The sequence below is a fragment of the Flavivirga spongiicola genome (assembly GCF_030540825.1).
Taxonomy (GTDB): domain Bacteria; phylum Bacteroidota; class Bacteroidia; order Flavobacteriales; family Flavobacteriaceae; genus Flavivirga; species Flavivirga spongiicola.
Genome location: NZ_JAUOEO010000004.1, coordinates 1 through 23,157, shown reverse-complemented (window position 1 = coordinate 23,157; position 23,157 = coordinate 1). Strand labels below are relative to the sequence as shown.

General features: G+C 32.4%; 19 protein-coding genes and 1 tRNA gene. 8 read left to right on the top strand and 12 right to left on the bottom strand.

Translation table 11 applies throughout. The annotated features are described in order from the left end of the window. Positions 1–111: 111 nt before the first annotated feature. Together Q4Q47_RS23690 and Q4Q47_RS23685 are read left to right on the top strand one after the other, a co-directional pair. Positions 112–696 (top strand): RNA polymerase sigma factor, encoded by a 585-nt coding sequence (locus Q4Q47_RS23690; protein ID WP_303309193.1) that lies wholly within the window; start codon positions 112–114, stop codon positions 694–696. A gap of 400 nt (positions 697–1,096) precedes the next feature. After that, positions 1,097–1,288, top strand: coding sequence for a hypothetical protein (locus Q4Q47_RS23685; RefSeq protein WP_303309192.1), 192 nt, complete (start codon positions 1,097–1,099; stop codon positions 1,286–1,288). A gap of 156 nt (positions 1,289–1,444) precedes the next feature. On the opposite strand, the gene Q4Q47_RS23680 is transcribed toward Q4Q47_RS23685, so the two are convergent. Continuing rightward, positions 1,445–1,518: transfer RNA gene (locus tag Q4Q47_RS23680), tRNA-Arg, on the bottom strand. Between the two features lie 213 nt (positions 1,519–1,731). Next, positions 1,732–3,360: a sodium/sugar symporter gene (locus Q4Q47_RS23675; RefSeq protein WP_303308814.1), complete on the bottom strand. Its 1,629-nt coding sequence runs from the start codon at positions 3,358–3,360 to the stop codon at positions 1,732–1,734. 148 nt (positions 3,361–3,508) lie between these two features. Between Q4Q47_RS23675 and Q4Q47_RS23670 the strand changes: the two genes are divergently transcribed. The 6 genes from Q4Q47_RS23670 (at position 3,509) to Q4Q47_RS23645 (ending at position 10,519) form a co-directional block, all read left to right on the top strand. Next, complete coding sequence (locus tag Q4Q47_RS23670) at positions 3,509–4,501, top strand: GntR family transcriptional regulator (protein WP_303308813.1); 993 nt, start codon at positions 3,509–3,511, stop codon at positions 4,499–4,501. Positions 4,502–4,509: 8 nt separating this feature from the next. Beyond that, positions 4,510–5,394 (top strand): aldose 1-epimerase, encoded by an 885-nt coding sequence (locus Q4Q47_RS23665; protein ID WP_303308812.1) that lies wholly within the window; start codon positions 4,510–4,512, stop codon positions 5,392–5,394. Between the two features lie 11 nt (positions 5,395–5,405). After that, complete coding sequence (gene galK, locus Q4Q47_RS23660; RefSeq protein ID WP_303308811.1) at positions 5,406–6,554, top strand: galactokinase; 1,149 nt, start codon at positions 5,406–5,408, stop codon at positions 6,552–6,554. A gap of 20 nt (positions 6,555–6,574) precedes the next feature. Continuing rightward, positions 6,575–7,597, top strand: a complete 1,023-nt coding sequence (locus Q4Q47_RS23655) for a UDP-glucose--hexose-1-phosphate uridylyltransferase (RefSeq protein WP_303308810.1) — start codon at positions 6,575–6,577, stop codon at positions 7,595–7,597. Positions 7,598–7,929: 332 nt separating this feature from the next. Then, entirely contained in the window at positions 7,930–8,661 is a 732-nt protein-coding gene (locus Q4Q47_RS23650) for a hypothetical protein (RefSeq protein WP_303308809.1), read from the top strand. Positions 8,662–8,950: 289 nt separating this feature from the next. Continuing rightward, positions 8,951–10,519: a hypothetical protein gene (locus Q4Q47_RS23645; protein WP_303308808.1), complete on the top strand. Its 1,569-nt coding sequence runs from the start codon at positions 8,951–8,953 to the stop codon at positions 10,517–10,519. A gap of 501 nt (positions 10,520–11,020) precedes the next feature. Here Q4Q47_RS23645 and Q4Q47_RS23640 read toward each other — a convergent pair. The 10 genes from Q4Q47_RS23640 to Q4Q47_RS23595 form a co-directional block, all read right to left on the bottom strand. Next, a complete protein-coding gene (locus Q4Q47_RS23640) occupies positions 11,021–11,932 on the bottom strand; it encodes a ligand-binding sensor domain-containing protein (RefSeq protein WP_303309191.1) in 912 nt (303 codons plus the stop codon). A gap of 18 nt (positions 11,933–11,950) precedes the next feature. Beyond that, a complete protein-coding gene (locus Q4Q47_RS23635; protein ID WP_303307405.1) occupies positions 11,951–12,190 on the bottom strand; it encodes a LacI family DNA-binding transcriptional regulator in 240 nt (79 codons plus the stop codon). Positions 12,191–12,218: 28 nt separating this feature from the next. Further along, entirely contained in the window at positions 12,219–13,424 is a 1,206-nt protein-coding gene (locus Q4Q47_RS23630) for a DUF2264 domain-containing protein (RefSeq protein ID WP_303307404.1), read from the bottom strand. Positions 13,425–13,433: 9 nt separating this feature from the next. Beyond that, positions 13,434–14,618, bottom strand: coding sequence for a glycoside hydrolase family 88 protein (locus Q4Q47_RS23625; RefSeq protein ID WP_303307403.1), 1,185 nt, complete (start codon positions 14,616–14,618; stop codon positions 13,434–13,436). Between the two features lie 198 nt (positions 14,619–14,816). Next, positions 14,817–16,043, bottom strand: coding sequence for a right-handed parallel beta-helix repeat-containing protein (locus Q4Q47_RS23620; RefSeq protein ID WP_303307402.1), 1,227 nt, complete (start codon positions 16,041–16,043; stop codon positions 14,817–14,819). 147 nt (positions 16,044–16,190) lie between these two features. Beyond that, positions 16,191–16,490 carry an alkaline phosphatase family protein gene (locus Q4Q47_RS23615; RefSeq protein ID WP_303308482.1) on the bottom strand — a complete coding sequence of 100 codons (300 nt, stop codon included), beginning with the start codon at positions 16,488–16,490 and terminating at the stop codon, positions 16,191–16,193. After that, positions 16,441–16,572 (bottom strand): hypothetical protein, encoded by a 132-nt coding sequence (locus Q4Q47_RS23910; RefSeq protein WP_303307401.1) that lies wholly within the window; start codon positions 16,570–16,572, stop codon positions 16,441–16,443. Before Q4Q47_RS23910 ends, Q4Q47_RS23615 begins: the two co-directional genes overlap by 50 nt. Before the next feature lie 272 nt (positions 16,573–16,844). Beyond that, positions 16,845–18,392: a SusD/RagB family nutrient-binding outer membrane lipoprotein gene (locus tag Q4Q47_RS23605; protein WP_303307400.1), complete on the bottom strand. Its 1,548-nt coding sequence runs from the start codon at positions 18,390–18,392 to the stop codon at positions 16,845–16,847. Positions 18,393–18,402: 10 nt separating this feature from the next. After that, entirely contained in the window at positions 18,403–21,792 is a 3,390-nt protein-coding gene (locus Q4Q47_RS23600) for a SusC/RagA family TonB-linked outer membrane protein (RefSeq protein ID WP_303309190.1), read from the bottom strand. A gap of 213 nt (positions 21,793–22,005) precedes the next feature. After that, a partial coding sequence (locus tag Q4Q47_RS23595; protein ID WP_303309189.1) for a FecR family protein occupies positions 22,006–23,157 on the bottom strand: 1,152 nt, incomplete at its 5' end.

Genomic DNA, 23,157 nt, shown 5'->3' with positions numbered 1-23,157 from the left:
TTCACATCTTCTTATAATGTAAAGACAATTATCACTTAAAAAACCATGACTCTAATTTCATGTTTTTTTTGTTAATTTGCGCAACTATCTTTAATTCTTTAATAAAAAAGGATGTCATTCAACCTTCATAGCAAGGACATAATCATTGCTGTAAAAAATGGTAACCACGATGCCTACAGTCACCTTTATAGAACATATTATGACAAACTATGCAAGTATATTTATTCTTTGACACTTGATTATAAGCAAGCCGAAGATGTCGTTCAAGATACATTAATTGATATATGGGTAAAAAGAGATAAATTAAATATCAATTCATCATTAAATAATTATTTATACCGGTCTGTTTATAATAAATTTATTAACCTTTCTAAAAAGAATATACGAAAACAGTTATTATTGAATGAATTACATATGGAGGCAATTGTCGAGCTTGAAGGACTTGGAGAAGATCGCAAAGAAGCAAGGTTAATAGCCATCGAAAAAATCATAGAACAACTCCCTCCAAAGCGTAAAGAGATTTTTATACTTAGCAAATTAAAAAATTACAAGTACAAGGAAATAGCCGTAATGCGTAACGTATCGGTGAGTACTGTTGAAAGTCAAATACGCAAAGCTATGATTACAATTCGTAAAGAGATGCTACTACTTATTTTAACAGGAATGACTATTATGGTTTTTATGTTAATTCCTTGAGTTCAATTAGGTTTAACTCACTAAATTAATCTATTTTTATAAAATTCCTTAGAGTAGTAATTTAATAATTTTCTCAGGTTTTTGATCCTGTTAAACAGGAAACATCTACAAAAAAATTTCGTAAACTGAGTATGAATTAATAGCTACCGCCACAATTAAAGAAGGATGGCATTTATATTCTCAAACAGTTCTAGAAGATAGGCCACACCAGCAATTTTCGCATTTGAAAGTTATAAGAATTATCTAAAAAAAAGGATACAAAAGAAGAGAAAGGGTATAACCGTATATGATAAAACGCTCTAAAAAGTGTATTAAGTATTTATCCGACAAAGTTGAGTTTAAATAGAGGATTGAGCTTGAAACGACGAACAACTTTTCTATAAACACTAAGGTAGAATTTATGGTATACGATGATGAAAAATATTTACCTCCAAAAGAAGTAGTACTAGAATTTACTATTAACCAACCTAATGATGGATCAATCCCAAGAGAACTTTCAGTAGGTCAATGTATGGATCCAAGAGGCTTTTTTGTGCAAAAATATTATTCTTATTTCAATTCACACACAACTTTTGGGATTGATCCCATTTAATTTAAAAACACGTTAGATTAACTAGAATTTTTGCTTAAACACAACAATTAGGCATGATCTCTTTTGTTTTTGATACGTTATTTCTTATAAAAGCTTGTCAAGTACTACAAAATATATTAAACAAAAAAGCCTCACCTTTTCAAGTGAAGCTTTTCGTGAGCCCTGAAGGATTCGAACCTTCGACCGCCTCCTTAGAAGGGAGGTGCTCTATCCAGCTGAGCTAAGAGCCCTAAAAGAAAACATTTCCGATTTCTGGTGTGCAAATATAAAATTAACTACATATCTAACCAAAAGAAATGTTCATAAATTTTATCAATAATTCATAATACTTTAAAAACCTTGGTTCTAGCTTTAATTATTCATTTATTCTAATTATTTTCAAATTAATATATAATAAAAAACACCATTTAAATGGTGTTTTTTATAGATATCTATTTATTTGACTACCAAAATAAAGCGTATAAAACGGTTAGTATAATCATAATTGCAAACGAACCAATATTAAATAATGGTGTCGTTTTAAATAATTCTTTAGTAAGCGGAATACCTTTAGGGTCTTCTGCTCCTTTATTTTGCATATTACTTAATACGACTATAACTAGCATCGTTAATAACGTTGTTATCCCCATTTGATGCATCCATGGCTCAAATATTGGAATAGGTAAGAATTTAAGTGCCAATGCAATTGGAATAGATAAGACGGCTCCCCAAATGGCAGCATTATTCGTGGTTTTTTTCCAGAATAAACCTAAAATAAACACGGCTAATATACCCGGACTCACAATGCCCGTGTATTCCTGAATGAACTGAAATGCCTGATCGATACCTCCTAAAAGCGGCGCAACAATGACGGCAATTATTAAAGCTACTGCTGCAGAAATACGTCCAACATTTACGGTCGTTTTATCATCAGCATTTTTATTAACATATTGCTTGTATATATCCATAGTAAAAATGGTTGATGTTGAATTTAACATAGAAGCTAAAGAAGATACAATAGCAGCAGCTAAAGCAGCAAAAGCAATACCTTTAAGTCCTGTTGGCAAAAACTGTAACAACCAAGGATATGCTTTATCTGCTTGCTCTGTTGTTGGCAAATTTAACATTCCTGCCTCTCCCAAATTAGCCATAATCGAAGGATCGTTTACCATAACATAAGCTGCAATACCAGGAACAACTACAATTAATGGAATGATAAGTTTTAAAAACGCTGCCAATAAAATCCCTTTTTGAGACTCTTTTAAAGATTTAGCTGCTAAAGTCCTTTGTATAATATATTGATTGAAACCCCAATAGTATAAATTAGCGACCCATAAGCCCCCTATTAATACCCATATACCAGGTAGATTTATATAGTTGTCATTACTTTCTTCTAGTATCATATGAAATTTTTCGGGAGCCGCTTCTACAACTTTAGAGAACCCTGCTAAAACACCTTCGCCTCCAGATACCGTATTCAATGCTAAATAAGTAGTAAACAAACCTCCTAATACTAAAAATACAACTTGTATAACATCGGTCCAGGCAACAGCGGATAAGCCTCCATATAAAGAATAGGCTGCGGCAAATAACGCTAAACCAATAATAGCATACATCATATCAACCCCCATAATAGTTTCTATAGCCAACCCTCCTAAATATAGCACTGAAGCTAGATTTACAAAAATGTAAAGTGCTAACCAAAATACAGCTAGTATCGTTTTTAAATTCGTTGAAAATCGTTTTTCAACAAACTCGGGAATCGTATATAAGCCTTTTTCTATAAAAATTGGCAAGAAATATTTACCGACAATGATTAGAGTTAAAGCTGCCATCCACTCATAAGACGCAATCGCAAGCCCTAAAGCAAATCCGGATCCTGACATTCCAATAAACTGTTCTGCTGAAATATTTGCTGCAATTAGTGATGTACCAATGGCCCACCATGGCAAAGATTTACTTGCTAAGAAATAATCTTCGGCATTTTTTTGATGCCCTTCTTTATCTCTAGATACCCACAACCCTACTCCTAAAATTAAAATGGCGTAGGCTATAAAGACTACATAGTCCCACATTTCGAATCCTGCTGTCATAGTAAAATAAATTATTTTGATTAATTAATATTTAAGACTCAAATATAAAGATTAAATTTAGAAATAATGCATGCTTGCCTTAAAAAAACCAAACTAGTAGGGTCTAGTAGGTTTTTTTAAAAAAATAATGATACATTTGTAGTGGTATATGATAAAGATCAAGAAAAAAATAGGCGTTCCAAAATACAAGCAAATAATCAACTCCATTGAAGATGCTATCCTTTCTGGTGCTTTAAAAAAAGGAGATCAAATTCCTTCTATTAATAGTATTAAAGACACCCATAAGCTTTCGAGAGATACTGTTTTAATGGCGTTTAATGAGTTAAAAAACAGAGGTATCATTCAATCTGTAGTTGGAAAAGGATATTATATAGCTAGTGAAAATATAAACGTTACCCAAAAGATATTTTTGCTTTTTGATGAATTAAATGCCTTTAAAGAAGATTTATATAATTCGTTTTTAGAAAATTTAGGAGGTAATATTCAAGTAGATATTTTTTTCCATCATTTCAACGAAAACTTTTTTAGCAAGTTAATTAATGATAACGTTGGTGACTACAACTATTATGTAATCATGCCAGCAAACTTGACAAATACAAACAAGGATATAAAAAAATTACCAAGCGATAAGGTCTATATTTTAGACCAAGTACATAAAGACTTATTAGAATATTCGGCCATTTATCAAAACTTTGAAAAAGCCATTTTTAATAATCTCACTAAAGCATTACATCTCATAAGGAAATACGAAAAAATAATTCTAATTTTTTCTGAAGACAAACAACCTCAAGGTATGCTAAAAGGGTTTAGTTCCTTTTGTAAAGAAAATGAAATACCTTTTGAAGTTATAAATTCACTAACAAATAAAGTTTTAATAAAGGGAGAATTATACATCATGCCAGATGATAAAAGCTTACTCCAAATTATAAAAAAAATGAAAAGTAAAAACTTTTCACTGGCAAAAGATATTGGTATTATTTCGTACAATGACACCTTACTTAAAGAAATTGTAGAAGGTGGTATTACAACCATTTCTACAGATTTTAATAGGATGGGACAACGTTTAGCAGAAATGATAACTAATAAAGAAAAAGTTAAGATAGAGAATCCTAACAGACTAATTATCAGAAACTCATTATAAAAAAAATAGTGTACAAAATTAATCACAATAAAGCTTTAAATCTTTTAGAGGTTGAAAACTCCGAAAACAAGGTATATGGAAAAATCCACCTTAATTCCGGGGCCAGTTTGCAAGAGTTAACATTAAAAGGGCATGCCATTATAAAAGATTTATCGCCATTAACTTATGCCAACACCTATGCTTCTTCAATTTTATTTCCTTTTGCTAACAGAATTAAAGATGGCGTATATACTTTTAACAATAAAGCGTTTCAATTTGAGATAAACCAAAAAGAAGAAAATAATGCACTTCATGGATTGGTTTACAATAAAACGTTTCAAATTATAAATCAAGAAACTAGTAATGATTCAGCATCTATTTTACTAGAATACAACGAAACTGAATTATCTATTGGATTTCCTTATACCTATACTATTCAGTTAAAATATATTTTCACTTCAAATAACTTAAGTTTAAATGTATCTGTAAAAAATACAGATTCGAAAGCATTTCCTTATACTTTAGGATGGCATCCTTATTTTTTAAGTGACAACTTATTCAATAGCTCACTAGATTTTAATAGTACTAAAAAAATAGTTTTAGGTGAAAGAAACATCACTACTGGTGTTGAAGATTTCGAATTAAAAGATGCATTTAATATTGAAGATAAACCATTGGATGATTGTTGGATTTTGAATTCAAATGAGGTGACATTCAACACTCCAAAATATCAATTAATAATGAGATCTTCTGCAAAGAATAATTTCCTCCAGGCTTATACCCCTTCTAAATTAAATACAATAGCTATTGAACCTACAACAGGAGTTTCAGACAGTTTTAATAATAATATAGGGCTAGAGGTTTTAGATGCAAATGATACTTATCATATTAACTGGAGTTTAAAAATAAAATAACATATACTAAAATGAGTGCTATATTGATTAATGATGTAAAAACAACATTCATAGAAACATTTAAAACCGAACCTATTCTTATTTTTTCCCCAGGGCGAATTAATATTATTGGGGAGCATACAGATTATAACGATGGGTTTGTGTTTCCTGCAGCAGTAGATAAAGGTATTGCTGCTGCTATACAAAAGAGCGACACAAATAGATCTACCGCATATGCATTGGATATGAACAGTCGTATTGAGTTTGAATTAGATAAATTAAAACCATCTGCTGAAGGCAGCTGGGAAAATTATGTATTTGGTGTTGTTTCCGAAATACAAAATAGAAACAAAGTCGTAGGTAATTTTAATATTGTTTTTAAGGGAGATATCCCAGGAGGTGCTGGCATGTCGTCATCTGCAGCATTAGAAAACAGCGTTGTTTTTGGCTTAAATGAGTTATTTGATTTAGGATTAACAAAGCACGAAATGATTTTAATATCACAAAAAGCAGAGCATAATTATGTGGGTGTAAAATGTGGGATTATGGATCAATATGCCAGTATGTTCGGCATCAAAAACAACGCATTACTTTTAGATTGTAGAACGGTAGAATCTAAACCTTATAAGATAGATTTTAAAGACCATCAACTCATGCTCATTAATACTAATGTAAAGCATAGTTTATCCGATAGTGCCTATAATGACAGACGTTCTGCTTGTGAAAGCATCGCAGAATTACTTGGAATAAAAGCATTAAGAGATGCTACCGAAACTGATTTAGAAGCCATAAAAGACAAAGTAACCCCCGAAAATTATCAAAAGGCACTATATGTCATCCAAGAAAACAATAGAGCTATAAAGGCGTCAAAAGCTATTGAAGATAATGATTTGGACACATTAGGGGCTTTGATTTTTCAATCACATGATGGCTTACAACATCAATACAAAGTAAGTTGTGATGAATTGGATTTTCTAGTAAACTTAGCAAAAGCAGACGATCAGGTTTTGGGAGCCAGAATGATGGGTGGCGGATTTGGTGGTTGTACCATTAATTTAGTAACAAAAAGTGAAGCCAAAGCTTTTGGAGAAGCCGCATCTATAGCTTATAAAAGGGAATTTAACAAAGCCTGTTCTGTATACTTTATAAAACTATCTGAAGGCACACACTTAGTAAAATAATAAATTACAATTTATTAAAAATGAACCATACAGATTTACAAGACTATTCGCATAAACGTTTTAATATACTTACTGGTGAATGGGTTCTAGTATCGCCACATCGTGCAAAACGACCATGGCAAGGACAAAATGAAGCAATATCTAATACTGTTAGACCAACTTATGATGAAACCTGTTATTTATGTGCAGGCAATACCAGAATTAATGGCGAAATAAATCCAAAGTATCAAGATGTATTTGTTTTTACAAACGATTTTGCTGCCTTGCAAAAAGATTCTAAATCTTTTTCAGTACAAGATGGCTTGTTAGTAGCCGAAAGTGAAACCGGAATATGCAAAGTTATTTGCTTTAGTCCGGATCACTCAAAAAGCTTAGCAAATATGGATACTAAAGACATTCTGAAAGTCGTTTTCGCTTGGCAAAAAGAATTCAAAGAACTCTCAGAAAATCCCAATATTAATTACGTTCAAATATTTGAAAACAAAGGCGCTGTGATGGGATGTAGTAACCCACACCCACATGGACAAATTTGGAGCCAGTCTACACTTCCCAATGAAGTTGATAAAAAAAACACACAGCAGCTAGCCTATTACAACAAAAATAGTAGCAGCCTTCTAGGTGATTATTTAGCACAAGAATTAGAAAAGCAAGAGCGTATTATTTTTGAAAATGATTCGTTTGTTGTATTAATTCCTTTTTGGGCAGTATGGCCGTTCGAGACTATGATTGTACCTAAAAAGCAACAATCAAATATTTTAGAACTAAATGATGCTGAAGCTTTAGACTACGCTGAAGCTATATCAGTAATAACAAAAGCATACGATAAATTATTTAACACATCGTTCCCCTATTCTAGTGGTATACACCAAGCTCCAACCGATGGAAACGCAAATATACACTGGCATTGGCACATGAGTTTTTATCCACCGTTGTTAAGAAGTGCCACTGTAAAGAAATTTATGGTAGGCTATGAAATGTTTGGCTCTCCGCAACGTGATATTACCGCTGAAATTGCAACAAAAATGATTAAGGATTTGGTTTAATTTTCTCTCGATTAATAGCGAAGTTTTTAAGAGGCTGTCTAAAAAGTAATATATTTTGTCATTCAGAACATAGTGAAGAATCTTATCATTTTATAAATCAACATATTATGTTTTAAAGAGATTCTTCACAGCTTCGCAGCTACCTTCTAAACAAAATATATTTTGTTTAGAAGGTAATATTCAGAATGACATTTTTTAGACAGCCTCTTTTATTTCATTTTATGGTATGAAACGTTAAGAGTTCATTAAAACTATAGTTAAAGTATCTTAAATGCCAACTATTTAAGTTATAAAACACTTTAATTTGAGAAACGACAATCATTAAAACAAAAATGAAATACTTCATTTTTATTCTTTTGCCATTTTCAATATTTTCTCAAAATATAACAGGAAAAGTCTATGATAGCGACACAACCGTTAAAGGCATAGACGTTTTTAACCTTAGTAAAAAAACAAGGACGTATACAGATAACTATGGCAGCTTTACCATTCAAGCGAATATGGGTGATACCCTTTCATTTCATTCTATATTCCATAATAAAAAAATTATAAAACTTACCAAGTCTCATTTTAATGGTATTATGGTTATTGAGTTGAGAAAAACCATAAACAGACTTAATGAAATACTAATACAAAATAATATAAAACCGAAAGCGTTTAATCCCTCCAAAGAAAAAGCCGGGCTAAAAGAACAAATCGCTAAAGACATAAAATCTAACCCTCATCTATACGGCACCTCTTCTAAATATGGGCTTGATGTTGTTAGAGTCATAGGATTAATTGGTAAACTTTTCAAGAAAAAAGGAAAAAACGTATCTATAGTTCCTATATCACATAAAGCCTTAGATTCCTTATTTTCCAATAGCCCCTTTTTCAATGATGAATTGCTTACTAATAATTTAACAATACCCAAAGACCGCAAACAACTCTTTTTTGAATATTGCGAAACTAAAAATCTAGATAAAGAATTACTCAAAAACGAAAGTGAAATCATACTTTTAGATAGCTTGGTAAACTATAGCAACTCATTTCTAAAAATAATTGAAGCATCTAAAAAAAAGTAAGTCCCCTTTTTTTTCAAATAAAGAATTTCTTGAAACGAACTATCCTCGAGGCAGAGTCATAGAGGTATTTCGCTCGTTTTATACCCAATCAAGTTGAGCACAGGTTTTGACCTTTCTGGTCAAAAATCAAAATTCTTTTATTTAGATTCCCGTTTTTACGGGAATGACAATTTCAACGGAAACCCCAAGGCAGGGCCTCGGAGAACTTTTCTTCGATTAAAATAAAGAGTATTATACTAAATCTTAGCTTCAAAAGTTATATTTTTAGCCATCAAAACTTTTCCTTTTAATGAAACGTTACTTATACTTTATTTTAACCATAGGATTTTTAATGCTTTGGAGTTCATGCCGTAAAGATTTTGAGTTTTCTCCAAGTACTGGTAATCTTGAGTTTTCAAAAGACACTGTTTACCTGGATACTATTTTCACCAACATTGGTTCCAGCACATACAACCTAAAGGTTTATAACAGAAGTAATGATGATATTTCTATACCTTCACTAAGGTTAGCCTTAGGTCAATCTTCCAATTACAGATTAAATGTAGACGGTGTTGCTGGTGAAATTTTTGAAAATGTAGAAATATTAGCCAAGGATAGCTTATTTATTTTTATTGAATCGACCATAGATATTAATAATTTCCCAAACCCTGACGGCAATTTTTTATATACCGATCAAATTGAGTTTGATGCTAATTCAAACCTTCAGAAAGTAGAACTTGTTACCTTAGTACAAGATGCCGTATTTATTTATCCTAATCGGGATAACACGACAAAAGTCGTTGAAACCTTAACACTTGATATTGCTGGTGAATTAATTGAAACCGAATTACAAGGACGCGAATTACTACCTACAGAGCTTACTTTTACAAATGAAAAGCCTTATGTTATTTATGGTTTTGCCACCGTACCAAACGGAGAAACCTTAACTATTGATGCAGGAGCCAGAATACATTTTCATAACAATTCGGGAATCATCGTATCTAATAATGGGTCATTACAAGTTAATGGCGCGTTTAGTAACGATCAAGATCTATTAGAAAACGAAGTCATTTTTGAAGGCGATCGTTTAGAACCCAATTTTGCTAATACACCGGGACAATGGGGCACCATTTGGTTATTGGATGGTAGTATCAATAATTCGGTAAACTACGCCACCATTAAAAATGCATCAGTTGGTATCTTATGTGATGGTAATCCAAATGCTATTTCAGACAAACTAACTATAACCAATTCACAAATTTATAATTCCAGTAATTACGGTATTTTTGGAAGAAACACTTCCATTGCTGGTGAAAATATAGTTATCAATAATACAGGATTAGTATCATTTGCAGGAACTTTAGGCGGTAAATATAACTTTACACATAGTACCATTGCAAACTATTGGAATAATGGATTTAGACAATTCCCTTCTGTTTTAATTAATAATTTTGTGTTAGATGAAGATAACAATGCGACCATTGCAGATTTAACCGAAGCTAATTTTAATAACTGTATTATCTACGGAAATGATAATCCCGAAATTTTACTTGATGAAATTGAAGATGATGCTGTGGTATTTAATTTTAAATTCACGAACTGCTTAATTCGTTTTGAAGATAGAAACAACAACTTTTCTGGGCCTAATTATGATTTAAATGATACCAATCATTATGAAGGTAATATTTTTAATGAAGATCCTAATTTTAAGGATACTGATGCTAATATGCTCATTATTGGTGATGGATCTGCTGCCATTAACAAAGGGCTTCCGGCTTCTGCCACTCAAGTTCCTTTTGATATTTTGAATGTGAATAGAACGGGGGCTCCAGATTTGGGAGCTTATCAGCATATTACATTTCCAGAGGAAGACAACTAATCTTAAATATCTTTTGTTAGCAACACAATTTTTATCTAAAAAAATACTTTTTTAATCTTGACTTTGAAAAAAAATTCAACTAACTTCGTTCCAGTCTGCGACACGGACAGGATAACAATCGATAAATGTTTATTGAAACGGAACATTATCTTTGCATTGGCAAACATTTACAGAAGAACTCCCAATGAACCGAATTTTAATATTGATAATAATGTTTTCATTTTTTCGGATGCGGAAAAAAGTAATCGGCAAAAAACCTCACAAGACATAGAACTAATTACGAGGCAACAACTATCGCACTGAATATGAAGGAGAACCTTCTCTAATGATTTTGCTTCATGAAGACGAACAATGAACGAAAGAAGAGAACAAGAAGACAATGATAATAACTTCTATAAGGAATTCAGAAAGACAGCCTTTTATCCGAACTGACTAAATCAATGACACCAGATTTCCAATCCTTTGCTCAATAGAGTATATGATTATCCAGACAATGAATTTTTATTTTGATTTAAACATAAAGTCCATTGTATGTTCCAATCCAAAGATTCCTAAATAATCTTCACATATACTACGAACATGATCTTTAATCGCTTTATTTTTTTTAGATTTCAAACTAAAAAACTCAAACGAATCTATTTCCTTATTTAAAAGCGCCAGTCCGTTTTTAAAACCTAACCAAATGTTGTTTTTCTTATCTTGGTAAAGTGCTGAAACATTACTTTTATTAAGTTCTGTTACAGAATTATCCGGGTAAGGATAATACTTGGCTACCTGTGTTTTTAAATTGTATGCTCCAATATGTTCTGTAGTTTTTATCCATAATTCATTGTTGTGAGTAATTAATAGAGATCTCGTTGGCGTGGTAAACAATTTTTTATCAGATTCATCATAAACAGCTTTAACAAAGACACCCTCTTTAGTATCAATTTTTTTTATTCCTAAGCTAGTGCCTAACCACAAATACGCTTCTTTATCTTCAACAATGCTCCAAACCTCAAAATTATCTAAGCCTTTTTTTTCTGTTTTAATTACATAGCGTTCAAATGAATTTGTTTCTGGATTAAACTTGTTAAGACCATCAATAGTACCGACCCATAAATTCCCTTTTATATCCTCATACAATGCCTTAATAAAATTATGACTTAAACTTGTGCTGTCTTGAGAATTGTGCCTAAAAACCTTAAACTCATTTCCATCGTATTTATTTAAACCATCACGTGTTCCAAACCACAAAAACCCTTTTTTATCTTGTAAAATACAAAGCACAGAACTTTGAGACAATCCTTCTTTTAAAGAAAAGTTCTTAAATTTTAAGGCTTTATAGTTAATTCCCTGCTCTTGATCTTGGCTAAAAACAAAACCAATAAATAAACAAAAAAGCATTAAAGCTATATATTTTTTTAATTTCATTTTTTTGATGATTGGCGTTCAATTAAAAAAGAAATGACGTGATATTCCAGGAACAACACCTATAGTATTTGTAACTCTTTTACGTAGGTTTGATGCTAACAAATTACGTTGATATCCCATTTCAGACGTTGTATTTAAAATCAGAGTCTTTGTTTTTTTTGAAACGCGCACACTATCATTTAAGGCTCTTGACGTTGCGGAACTATCAACTCTTATGTGTTTAGAAATATCGTGAATTGTTATTTTATTTTTCTTCATCTATAACAAAGTCAATTGAAAACTTTCACTAGTTTGAATATTTATCTCGCTTAACTGAAGGGTTTCCTCCCCATATTTTAACACTAGTCCAATCCTCAGGAGCTGCAGTCCAAAACGAATGATGCTCCGGAAGTCCCAAAGATAAAAAACCTAATGACGTTAAATATAAACTTCCTGTGGAAATATAAGGTTCTGCCATATCTGGTTGATGACCAAAAACTCCAATTTGCAACCAACCGTTTTTATCATATAGTCCTTTTGCATTTTGCAACTTTTTTAAAACAGCCGTTAAACCCGATCTCACTTGCCCTTCTGATAGTTTAACAGGAAGTTTTTCTAATAAAACTAATTGAGATAAGGCTTGGAATACTCCAAATCTATACACTGTTGATCTTCCTACTATAGGAAATGTTCCTATTGGGGATATTTGTCTTTCCAATATTTCACCATAACGTTGCGCCCTTTTCAAAACTGTTTCGTTTAACGATTTAAGCCTATACTTTGTTCCTTGAAGTACACTTAAAATATCAATCAGCATTGGATGAATAACAAACGAATTGTAATAATCCCAATGATAATATTTACCATCTGCGTATAATCCATCACCAACATACCATTCCATATGTTTTTGTAGTGCGTATTCTATTCTTACGTAATCTGCATCATCTGTAAATTTTATCATAAATGCTTCTACTGATGCCGCAAACAATAACCAATTATTATACGGAATATCTGAAATTGTTCTGGATTTTTTGAATGCCTCAATCACCATCCTTTTGGTATCATCATCCAATGGTTCCCACATTTCATTTGGAGCCCTTATAAAGGCTTGTGCTAAAAAAGCAACATCAACTAAAGGCTGATTTCCATTAGAAAAATTCATATAATCACTAGACTCTGGATCTACGGCATTACGAATTGCTTTATGTGTTAACTCAATATATTTCTTTCTTAATTGGCCTTCATCTGTAGAATCTTTGCCTAACTCCAACCATGGTGCCATACCCGCCATTAATCTACCAAAAGCTTCTAAATGCGCAAAAGAACTCCGGTCTCCATATTCAAAACTAGACTGTTCGGTAGGCATGTTTTCTTTAAGTTTTCCTTCACTTAATGAAACTAAAACAGGATCTGCCATTTTCACCATTTCATTAACCCAAATGGCTCTATCATTCTGAGCAAAATTTAGAAAAGGAATCATAGACAGTAAAACTAAAACAAGTTTCTTTTTCATAATAATAAATTAATTTAAAGTTTTACTTCTATATAATGCTTCCAAATAATAATAATCTGCATAGTTTAAGGGGACATCAATTTCTACTCCATGCGGTATGCTCCCTACAGAGTGCTTAAGTAAAAATCCTTTATTTGTTTCCTTTTCGGCAAAATAATCAGAAGAGCTCAAACTACTCATAATTGTATCAGCAAAATCTAAATACATTTCTCTGTCTTCTTTCACAAAAGTGCTTAGCTCATATAAAGCAGAAGCTGTAATTGCTGCTGCAGAAGCATCCCTAGGTGTGTCCTTTGTTTTTGGTGCATCATAATCCCAATAAGGGATCTTATCTTTAGGAAGTTGAGGATGGTTTTTTATAAAATTAGCTATTTTAATGGCTTGCTCAAGGTATTTTTCATCCTTTGTTTCTCTGTAACATACCATAAAACCATAAAATCCCCATGCTTGTCCTCTTGCCCATGCCGATTCATCTGCATAGCCTTGCGCTGTATTTCGGGCTTCAATCTCCCCTGTTTGTTTATTGTAATCTAATACGTGATACGAACTAAAGTCATCTCTATAATGATTTTTTATTGTATTATTTGCATGTGATATGGCAATATCATAATATTTTGAATCTCCACTAATCTTACTTGCATGAAAAAGTAATTCTAAATTCATCATATTATCTATAATCACAGGACAATCCCATTTTTTATTAGAATCCCAAGACTGGATAATCCCTGCTCCTATATGGAAACGGGAAGATAGCGATTTAGCTGTTTGTACTATTACTTTATTAAAATCTTCAGACGGTGCTACTTTCAAGGCATTTCCATAACTGCATTCTATTATAAATCCCACATCATGATTTCCTTTCCAATATTGAATCGTATCTAATTTTTTTGTGTATTGCAATGCTCTTTTTTCCCATTTAGAATCACCTGTAAGTGCATGTAAATACCACAAAGACCCTGGATAAAACCCACTAGTCCAATCATAATTATGAACCAATCTAATTTTCCTGTTGTCAATCGTTCTTGGAAACCTGTTCTTATTACCTATTTGCGAATTTGTTGTATTATATAAATAATTATATTGGTCGTTTGCTTTTACAACCATAGCCTCTCTTATATCTGAAAAGGAAGAGTTCTCTGTACAGCTACTACAAAGCATCATGAAAAGAAATAGAATTGAATAAAGATTTCTCATAAATTATATTATTTATTTGATTTCCAACAAAGTTAAGAAATAAAAAATCAAAATACAATCGATTGTATTTTGATTTTTTATTTACTTTTACCGAAATTATTATAAGTACTCAATATTAAGCTAGATATGCATCTTCACTCCGAGACGTTAAAAGTTATTATAACAATAGGTTTTGTAGTAAAAGGCAAATAAATCACATTAGTAGTTTCCTGAGTTATTTATTCCTGATGGTAAAGTCATAGCGCCCTTGTCATTATTAAACACACCGCCATTATTTGCATTAAAATTAGAAGCCACTACTGGTGTTCCTATTTTAATTCTTCCATTAGGGAGGCTGTTATTAGCGATTCTTATTGAGTATTCTGAAAAGCTAGAACTTGGTGTGTTTCTCCAATACCCAATACCATGATATATATCATTAGCTGAACTGGATACATTAATGGTATTTCCTTCAATAACTACATTTTTTAAAAATGGGTGAGCAGGCGTATTGCTATATACATATAATAATATACCAGATGTGCTTAGTGTATTATTTGAAATTGTAAGGTTCTGTCCATTTCTAGCTTTTATTGCTCCTCCTGAAGCATTTGTTGGCCACCCAGATATGGTATTATCTGTTATATTTAATCCATCAAAGCTATGCGCATAAATACCATGATCTGTTTCGCTAGTGCTTACCCACGATGCTTTTCTTTCTATAGTATTTCCACTTATTGTAGTTCCGTCACTGTTATCATTAATAGCTGTTACAAAATACCCTGTATTACCACCATTACCAAATGTATTGTTAGTAATGCTAGTATTTGTACTTCCCGAAGTATAAATACCTCGCCCACTTTTTCCGCTTCGCCTTTTAAAAACACAACCTCGAACTTGTATATTTGTACAGTTATTTAACTGAATATAAGCATCACTTGTATAGCTTTTATCAGTACTTGATTTACGTTTACCATAATCGAATATGCAATAACGAAATTTGGTGTTATTAGCATTTACAAACTTTAATCTAACATTACGAAACTGTATACCAAATATATCAATATTGTCATTATTTACTGCTATATACTGCTCGAATATTTCAGAAGGCGAAGTGGTTTGAGCATCAAAAATAGGTGTTGTTGAAGTCTTCTTCTTAATAGAAACACCATCTCTAAAATTTAATCTTCCACTAATAGTATAAGTACCAGCTTCAACTTCAACTATATCTCCACTACTTGCTGATGCTAGTACAGTATTTAATTGTGAAAACGTCATGCCGTTAGTAATAGTGTAAGTAGTTCCTGGTGGTGGTCCTGATGGTGGTATCCGTGGTTCATCATTATTAATTAATTCATTTTGTAATTCTTCAGAATTAGAATCGCATGAAAAAATTGTAAAAAAACTAGATAAAATAATTAGTAAAAACCCTTTGGAATTTTTCATAATACCTGATTGTTAATTAGTTAATAATTTATTACTACAATTTAAATATCATTAATTAAAATAGTAAGCACCTAGCTAATCAAATTAGGGTGTAATATTGACCAAAAACACTAAAACTATAAATCCGTATAAATAACTACGCTTGAATCATTTAAAATGATGATAAAAAAGATTGAAAACTCGTAGTTTTCCTGTCCAGAAAAAATGCCTGTTAGTTGTTGTTCCTACAAGCGCTGAAGAAAAATGCTGATCGAATACGGTAAAGACATCGGCCAAATTGTAATAAAAAAGAATATCTTCACGAGAATAATATTCCATGGTTAAGTGCATATGTTTGTAATTGCCACGGGCTTTTTTGGCTTCAAGCCATTGGTCGTGTTTTCCTTTATTAAGAGCATCAACTTGGTTTCTCCTTGTTTTGTTTCTCTGTAACCATACAGGATTTATTAGGTAATGAAATGGCACGCGGATCCCCCCTAACTCCTTGTAAAGCTCCAAAGCAGTGATCGAAAGCCCCATTTTCCTGCATTAACAATACAACATGTTCGGCTCCTCGAAGGTACTACCATCTTCAGGATCCATTTTGTCAAGACATGTTGAATAGAAGCGGGTAAAACACACAACATCCAGACTTCCTGCCAACATTCCCGCATGTTTAAAAAAATCTCTATAAAATGTTATATCCTCTATGCACTTCTATTTGTAACTAATAAAAAACAAAAGGTGGTAAGTTTAAACTTACCACCTTTCAAAAACCAACTTAAACAAAAATCTTGAAATCAATCTTGATTTTTAATTTTATTATTGCAATATCCACATAACGCCATTAGTGTCGTCATTACCACTATATTGACTACTAATAGCTGCAAGAACATTGGCCGTATTACTTTCTAATTCTGATGTTGGATACATCCAACGTACCGGAAACTTATCGGACGGAATATTTAAATTGGTAACTGGATTAACTTCAAAATCTGGGTACCCCGTACGTCTATTATCAAAAAACGCAGTATTTGGAGATTGTAGATAGCCACTCAAAAATTTCTGAGTAATAATTTGTTCTATCTGCTCTTCAGTAGTTCCTCCCAGTTGAACTAGAGGGGTGGTTGAGTAATAGTTATCTATATAAGTTGCATCCATTATTCTTCCATGGTGATAAGTCGCATTGTCTGGAGTATTTTCTGCCACCAACGACATAGATGCTTTAATCCCGTTTTCATAGTTAGTTTCAGCAGTATTGGAAATCCATCCACGAACAGCTGCTTCAGCAAGGATAAACTGTACTTGAGCATAGCTTAACAAATAAACTGGCTCACCCTGAGGTAATTCAAGGTAACGATCATTAATAGCAGAAAAATCATTGGACGAAAAAATATCTAAAGTTTGGCCGTATTCCATCGCAGGATTTACACCTACATAAGCTTCATAATCCGATTCTGTATAACCATTGCCTATCTGTACAGAAGAGGGAGCCGCATAATAAAACAACCGGTAATCACCTAAATTTTTTAACCTATCGGTCAATTCAGAAGACACCATAGGGTAAATACTATGGGGGTTTCCTTCTTCATTAAATGGATAATATTGACCTGCGGCATTTTTGTATACCAAACTAAAATTATCTGCATTTGATGAAAAAATTGGACGGCTAGTAACTATTTGGTTAAACCTCTCTACAACTCTTACATCTGTATCTCCTGTTTTTTTATGTAAATTAATTAACACTTTTAACTGAAAAGAATTAACCATTTTTCGCCACTTAACAGGATCGCCACCATAAATCATATCGCCATCAAATGATGCACCGTTGCTAAATAATTGATCTGCCATATCGAGCTCATCTAAAACACCCATAATTACCGTTTTTTGCGTATCATATACAGGAGTAAAGAGCCCTTCATCTTCTCCTTTTAATGCCTCATTATATGGAACATCACCTACTTTCATAGTAAGCTTAAAATAATTGTATGCCCTTATAAAATGCGCCAGTGCCTTATATGAATTTGCAGTGCCTTCAGGAAACCCCTCTAACCCTTCCACCATCTTTTTTGCTTCAATAAGCCTTGTTAATTCGCTAAAATCTGTTCGACCAATGTTATTATATTGCAAGTCTTGGGCAAACTCTGACCAAGCAATATATTTATCATGCATAAAAGGCTGCATAAATCCTTTCGTTCTGCCTATATCATCTCTTGTAATGTCCAAAATTAGTTTTGTAGCCAATACATTAGGCGTAGCAGATGTAATACCATCTGGGTTCGTATTCAGTTCTTCCATATCTACACCACACCCAAATACGAAAAAGAGTAATGCAACTATAACGAATGTTTTTTTTAGAATATTTTTCATAACTAATTATTTATCGTTTAGAATTTTTATTATTAGTAGATGTACTTAATGTAATATTCAACCCTACAAATCTTTGAGATGGAGAAGTTAGATCAGAATCGCTGTTCCAATCAGGATCAGCAAATCTATATTCTTTAGTCCATAATAAAACATTTTGCGCTGTAAGTGCTATGGTAGCACTATCTAAGCCTATTTTTTCAGTAATTTTTTTAGGCATTGAATAGCCAATAGCTATTTCCCTTAACTTCAAGTAAGTTGGGTTTGTTGCACCAAATGATCCTCCCCCAAATCGCCTTGCATAGACTTGATAAGATATAGGAATATCATTTGTTGCATATGTACGGTCATCTGCTGTAATATTCCCGTATTGATCATAGGTGGCAGTACCTGACACTAATTTAACACCTTCTCCAATATACGATGTATTACCATTAACCACCTCATCGTAGCGCCATTCATTATCAGAATCGGGATGTGATCCTGTATCCCACATTTTTTCATTAGTTCTATTATTGGACAACCCACCAACACGTCCATCAAAACTTAAATGGAAATTAAAGTTTTTCCATGTAATGGTATTTGTAAGCCCCCAAATAAAATCTGGATCGCTATAACCAATTACTTCCTCAAAATTGCTTCGTATCGTTCTTCCTCCAGCATCATGAATGAGATTTCCTTGTGGGTCTCTAAGCCAAGGTCTGATTCTATAGGTATCTAATCGAGCACCTGCATAAGTCCATAAGTTATCAGCAGAATAGATGGGATCTAATTCTTTTAAATACCTATGTGATTTAGCCCAGTTGGCAGATACAGACCAAGTAAAATCTTCTTTCCTTATAATATCTGCATTTACAGAAATTTCAAGCCCTCTCCTTTCTATAGTTTCATCAATATTCACAAGTGTACTTGTAAAACCTGATGCTGATGAAATGGTAGCAGACCTTTGGCGGTCATAATTTAAACTTTGATAATAGGCTACATCTAAATTTAATCGGTTTTTAAAAAAATAAGCTGCAGTACCAATCTCCCAAGTTCTATTTACTTCTGGCTTAACTACTGCATTTTTAATTGTAGATGTGTAGGAGGCCTCAGAATAACCTTCACCCCAAGTACCTACATTAACATCATAATTTACGTTGGTTTCGTAAACGCCTAAATCTTTTTTACTAAGTGTCCAAGATCCTCTTACTTTCCATAAATCTAACCAAGAAGGCTTTAACCACTTACTGATAAGAATACTTCCTGCAGCCGATGGATAAAAATAAGAATTCTCGGTAGTTGCCAAGGTCGAAGACCAATCATTACGCCCGGTAACATCTAAAAAGACAGCATCAGCATAAGAAAGTGAAGCAATCCCTAACCAACTATTCACTTGTTTTCTACGAGTCCAAGCATCAGCATCTGGACGTTCTACAGAGTTATTTAAAGAATAAATACCCGGTACTACTATACCTCCTCTTGTAGAAGCAAACAACTCCTGATCCTCGTATTTATACATTGAAAATCCTGTATTGACATCTATATCAAACCCTTTTATTAAGAGATCTTTCTTTTTGTAGTTTAATAAAAGGTCCGTGTTTATACTATAACCTCTATTTTGTTTATTCCAATACATTCCTCTAGAGTTAAACCCTCTAGTTGAGTTAATATTAGGAGGGTTTCTTCTAGTTTCTTCGTTTGAATAGAAATCATATCCAACTCTTCCTGTAAGTTTAGCCCCCTTAAACACCTCATAATTGGCAGTTAAGTTGACATTGGTCATATTCCTTTCATCGCTTTTTATCTTTTCATAAGCCGTTAAATAAGGGTTATCATACCAAGCGTTGTAATGCCAGTTTTGTTCTGAATCTGGAGTAATCCAATAATCTCTATACTTTTTCAATTCATACTCTGGTCCCGTCCACATTAAAATTTGATAAATATATCCTTGATTACTATAGCCCTCTCCAACCGTTTGAGGAGCATCTTTTCTGGTATAACCAAGATTAGCAGAAATATCAACTTTATTGCCAAGTTTAAGTGTCCCCGTTACATTAGCAATAAGTTTGTTACTTTTTAAATTAGGATATTGCCCTTTATTATATACATGTGTAAGTGATGTACGAATAGAACCATTCTCTCCCGTACTGGAAAAAGTAATATTATTGTTAGTAATAATTCCAGGTTCTAAAAAATCTTTAAAGTTGTTTTTACCTCTAGAAGTAAGTGGCATGTTTTCAATTTGCTTGGTTTCTGGATTCCATTGATCGGCCATAATACCTATATCCAATTTCTGCCCCCATACATAATCGGTAGCACTATAAACGCCATTTAATCCCGCGCTATAAGAATGATGTGTTTCTGGCAATGCTAAGTAACCTGCAAAAAACATATTATTAGTATTAACACTTATTTCGTTTCCTCCCTTTTTGGTCGTAACCATAATAGCTCCACTAGCTCCTCTACTCCCATACAAAGCAGATGCTGTGGCACCTTTTAAAACATTTACGCTCTCAATATCATCAGGAGAAACCTGTTCTAATTTCATATTACCATAAGGTACACCATCTATTACAATTAATGGGTTTTGTCCTCTTAATACAATATCGGGTGCTTCATTAAACTCTGTACTATTCTGTATCCAAAGTCCAGCCACCTTACCAGTTAATGCAGTAGCTATATCTATAGTTTTTACCTTTTGAACCTGTTCACCAGAAATTTCCTGTACGGCATACCCCAAAGCTTTTTTATCTCGTTCAAGACCAAGAGCAGTAATTACTACTTCTTCTAACTCCTGCGTGTCTTCACTAAGCTTTATATTAATTTCTCTTCTACTTCCAACAACCTCTTCTTGCGTAACAAATCCAATGTAACTATATACCAGAATCGAATTTTCGTTGGTCAACTCTATTTCATAATTTCCATCAAAATCTGTTGTCGTTCCATTTGGTGTACCTTTAACAACAACTGTTACACCTGGTAAAGGTTGCCCATTATTATCTATAACTGTACCTGAAACGTGATATCGTTGTTCATCAACAGCAGGTTTTGTTAATTTATCTTTTATTAGTATGGCATTATTAGAAGTTACTACAATATTAAGATTACCATGAGACAAGCTTCTTCTTAGTAACCTATTTGTGCTTATAGTTCCTTTTTTTACTCGTACTTTAGGAAAATCCTTGAATAATTCATCTTCGTAAAAAAACCTATAATCTGTCTGATTCTTGATAAGTTTAAAGACTTCATTTACCGTTAATGTTTTGTCTTCTTTTATTTTAATCTTAGAGTTTTGCGATACAATATTGTTAGGAGTTAAGGCAGAGGTTATTGTAAAAAACAAGAAAATAAATGTCCTCATAATGATCATTAAGAGCCCTTTTCTAAACAGAAAATGAGCATCAGTTAATTTAATTTTCATAAATTTGTGTATTATTTTAGTTAGTTAAATATTTTTAATTAATTGATAATAATTGTAAGGGGATAGAGTTATATACTTTTGTCGGTTATACTTTATCCTCATTTTTTGTGATAGTCTTTTCTATGTCATAGGCTAAAAATTTTAGATATTGTTAATATTTAATTAAGTTGCTTAGTAACTTATAAATTGTCTATTCGAGTTATTCCCTTGTTTTTATTTTAATGTTATTATTTTATTTTTTATTTCATAATTATTTATTGAACTAGATTTCATAATTAATAAAATTTCTTCTAGACTTTGATACTTATCCAGAATACCATTAAAATTCACCGATTTTAAATCTTCATTTTCAAAGACTATATCTACATCATACCATCTAGATAATACTTTCATAATATCTTTTAATGTTTTTCTTTCGAAACTAAAAACTCCTTTTCTCCATGAAACTTCACCTTCAACATCAACCTTAACTATAGTAACACTATTATTTTCAGTATCTAATTTTGATTGTTGATTTGGAATTAGTATTTGTTTTGTAACACCATTATCTATAGCTACCTTACCTTCTACCAATGTTGTGTAAACCTTACTTTCGTCTTTATAAGCTTTAACATTAAATTCTGTACCCAATACTTCAACTTCTTGGAATTGATTGATCACTTTAAATTCTGCTCCTTTATGCTCTGAACTCGGTGATACATCAAAGTATGCCTCTCCATAAATAAGTTCAACTGTGCGCACTTCTCCTTTAATAAAACTTACTGGATATTTTAATTGGGACTCCGAATTTAACCATACTTCGGTTCCATCGGATAAAATTAAATGAAATTGGCCTCCTCTTGGTATCGTTAAATAATTGTACGCGATTTCTGAAGAACTTCGCTCTCCAGATTTATATATAATTTGCTCACCGTTACTATTAACATTTTGTGTTTGAATAGACGTCCCCTTTTCTAATTCAAGTACAGAACCATCTTCTAAAGTAAGTGTTGCTTTTCCTCTTCCTGGTTTAATGCTCTGATTCACAATTACTGGTTCTGTAAATTGAGGCTCATCATTCTTTACATTTAAGAGGTATGCCAAGGCTGCGATTATTAAAATAGATGCCGCAGCAGTATATTTATATAAGGGCTTAAAAAAGAATACTTTTTTATCTACTATCCTTGGTTTAATCTTAACAAACGATTCTTCAGCATTAAAATTTACATTTTTGGTTTTTAATAGATATTCATCTTTAACAAAATTTTTAAAATATTTGGCGTTTTCATCATTCTTCAGAAGTTCGTTTAAAGCTATTAACTCATCCTCTGAAATATTTTTTTCTATGTATCTCTCAATTAAGAGGAGTATGTACGGTGTACTCAT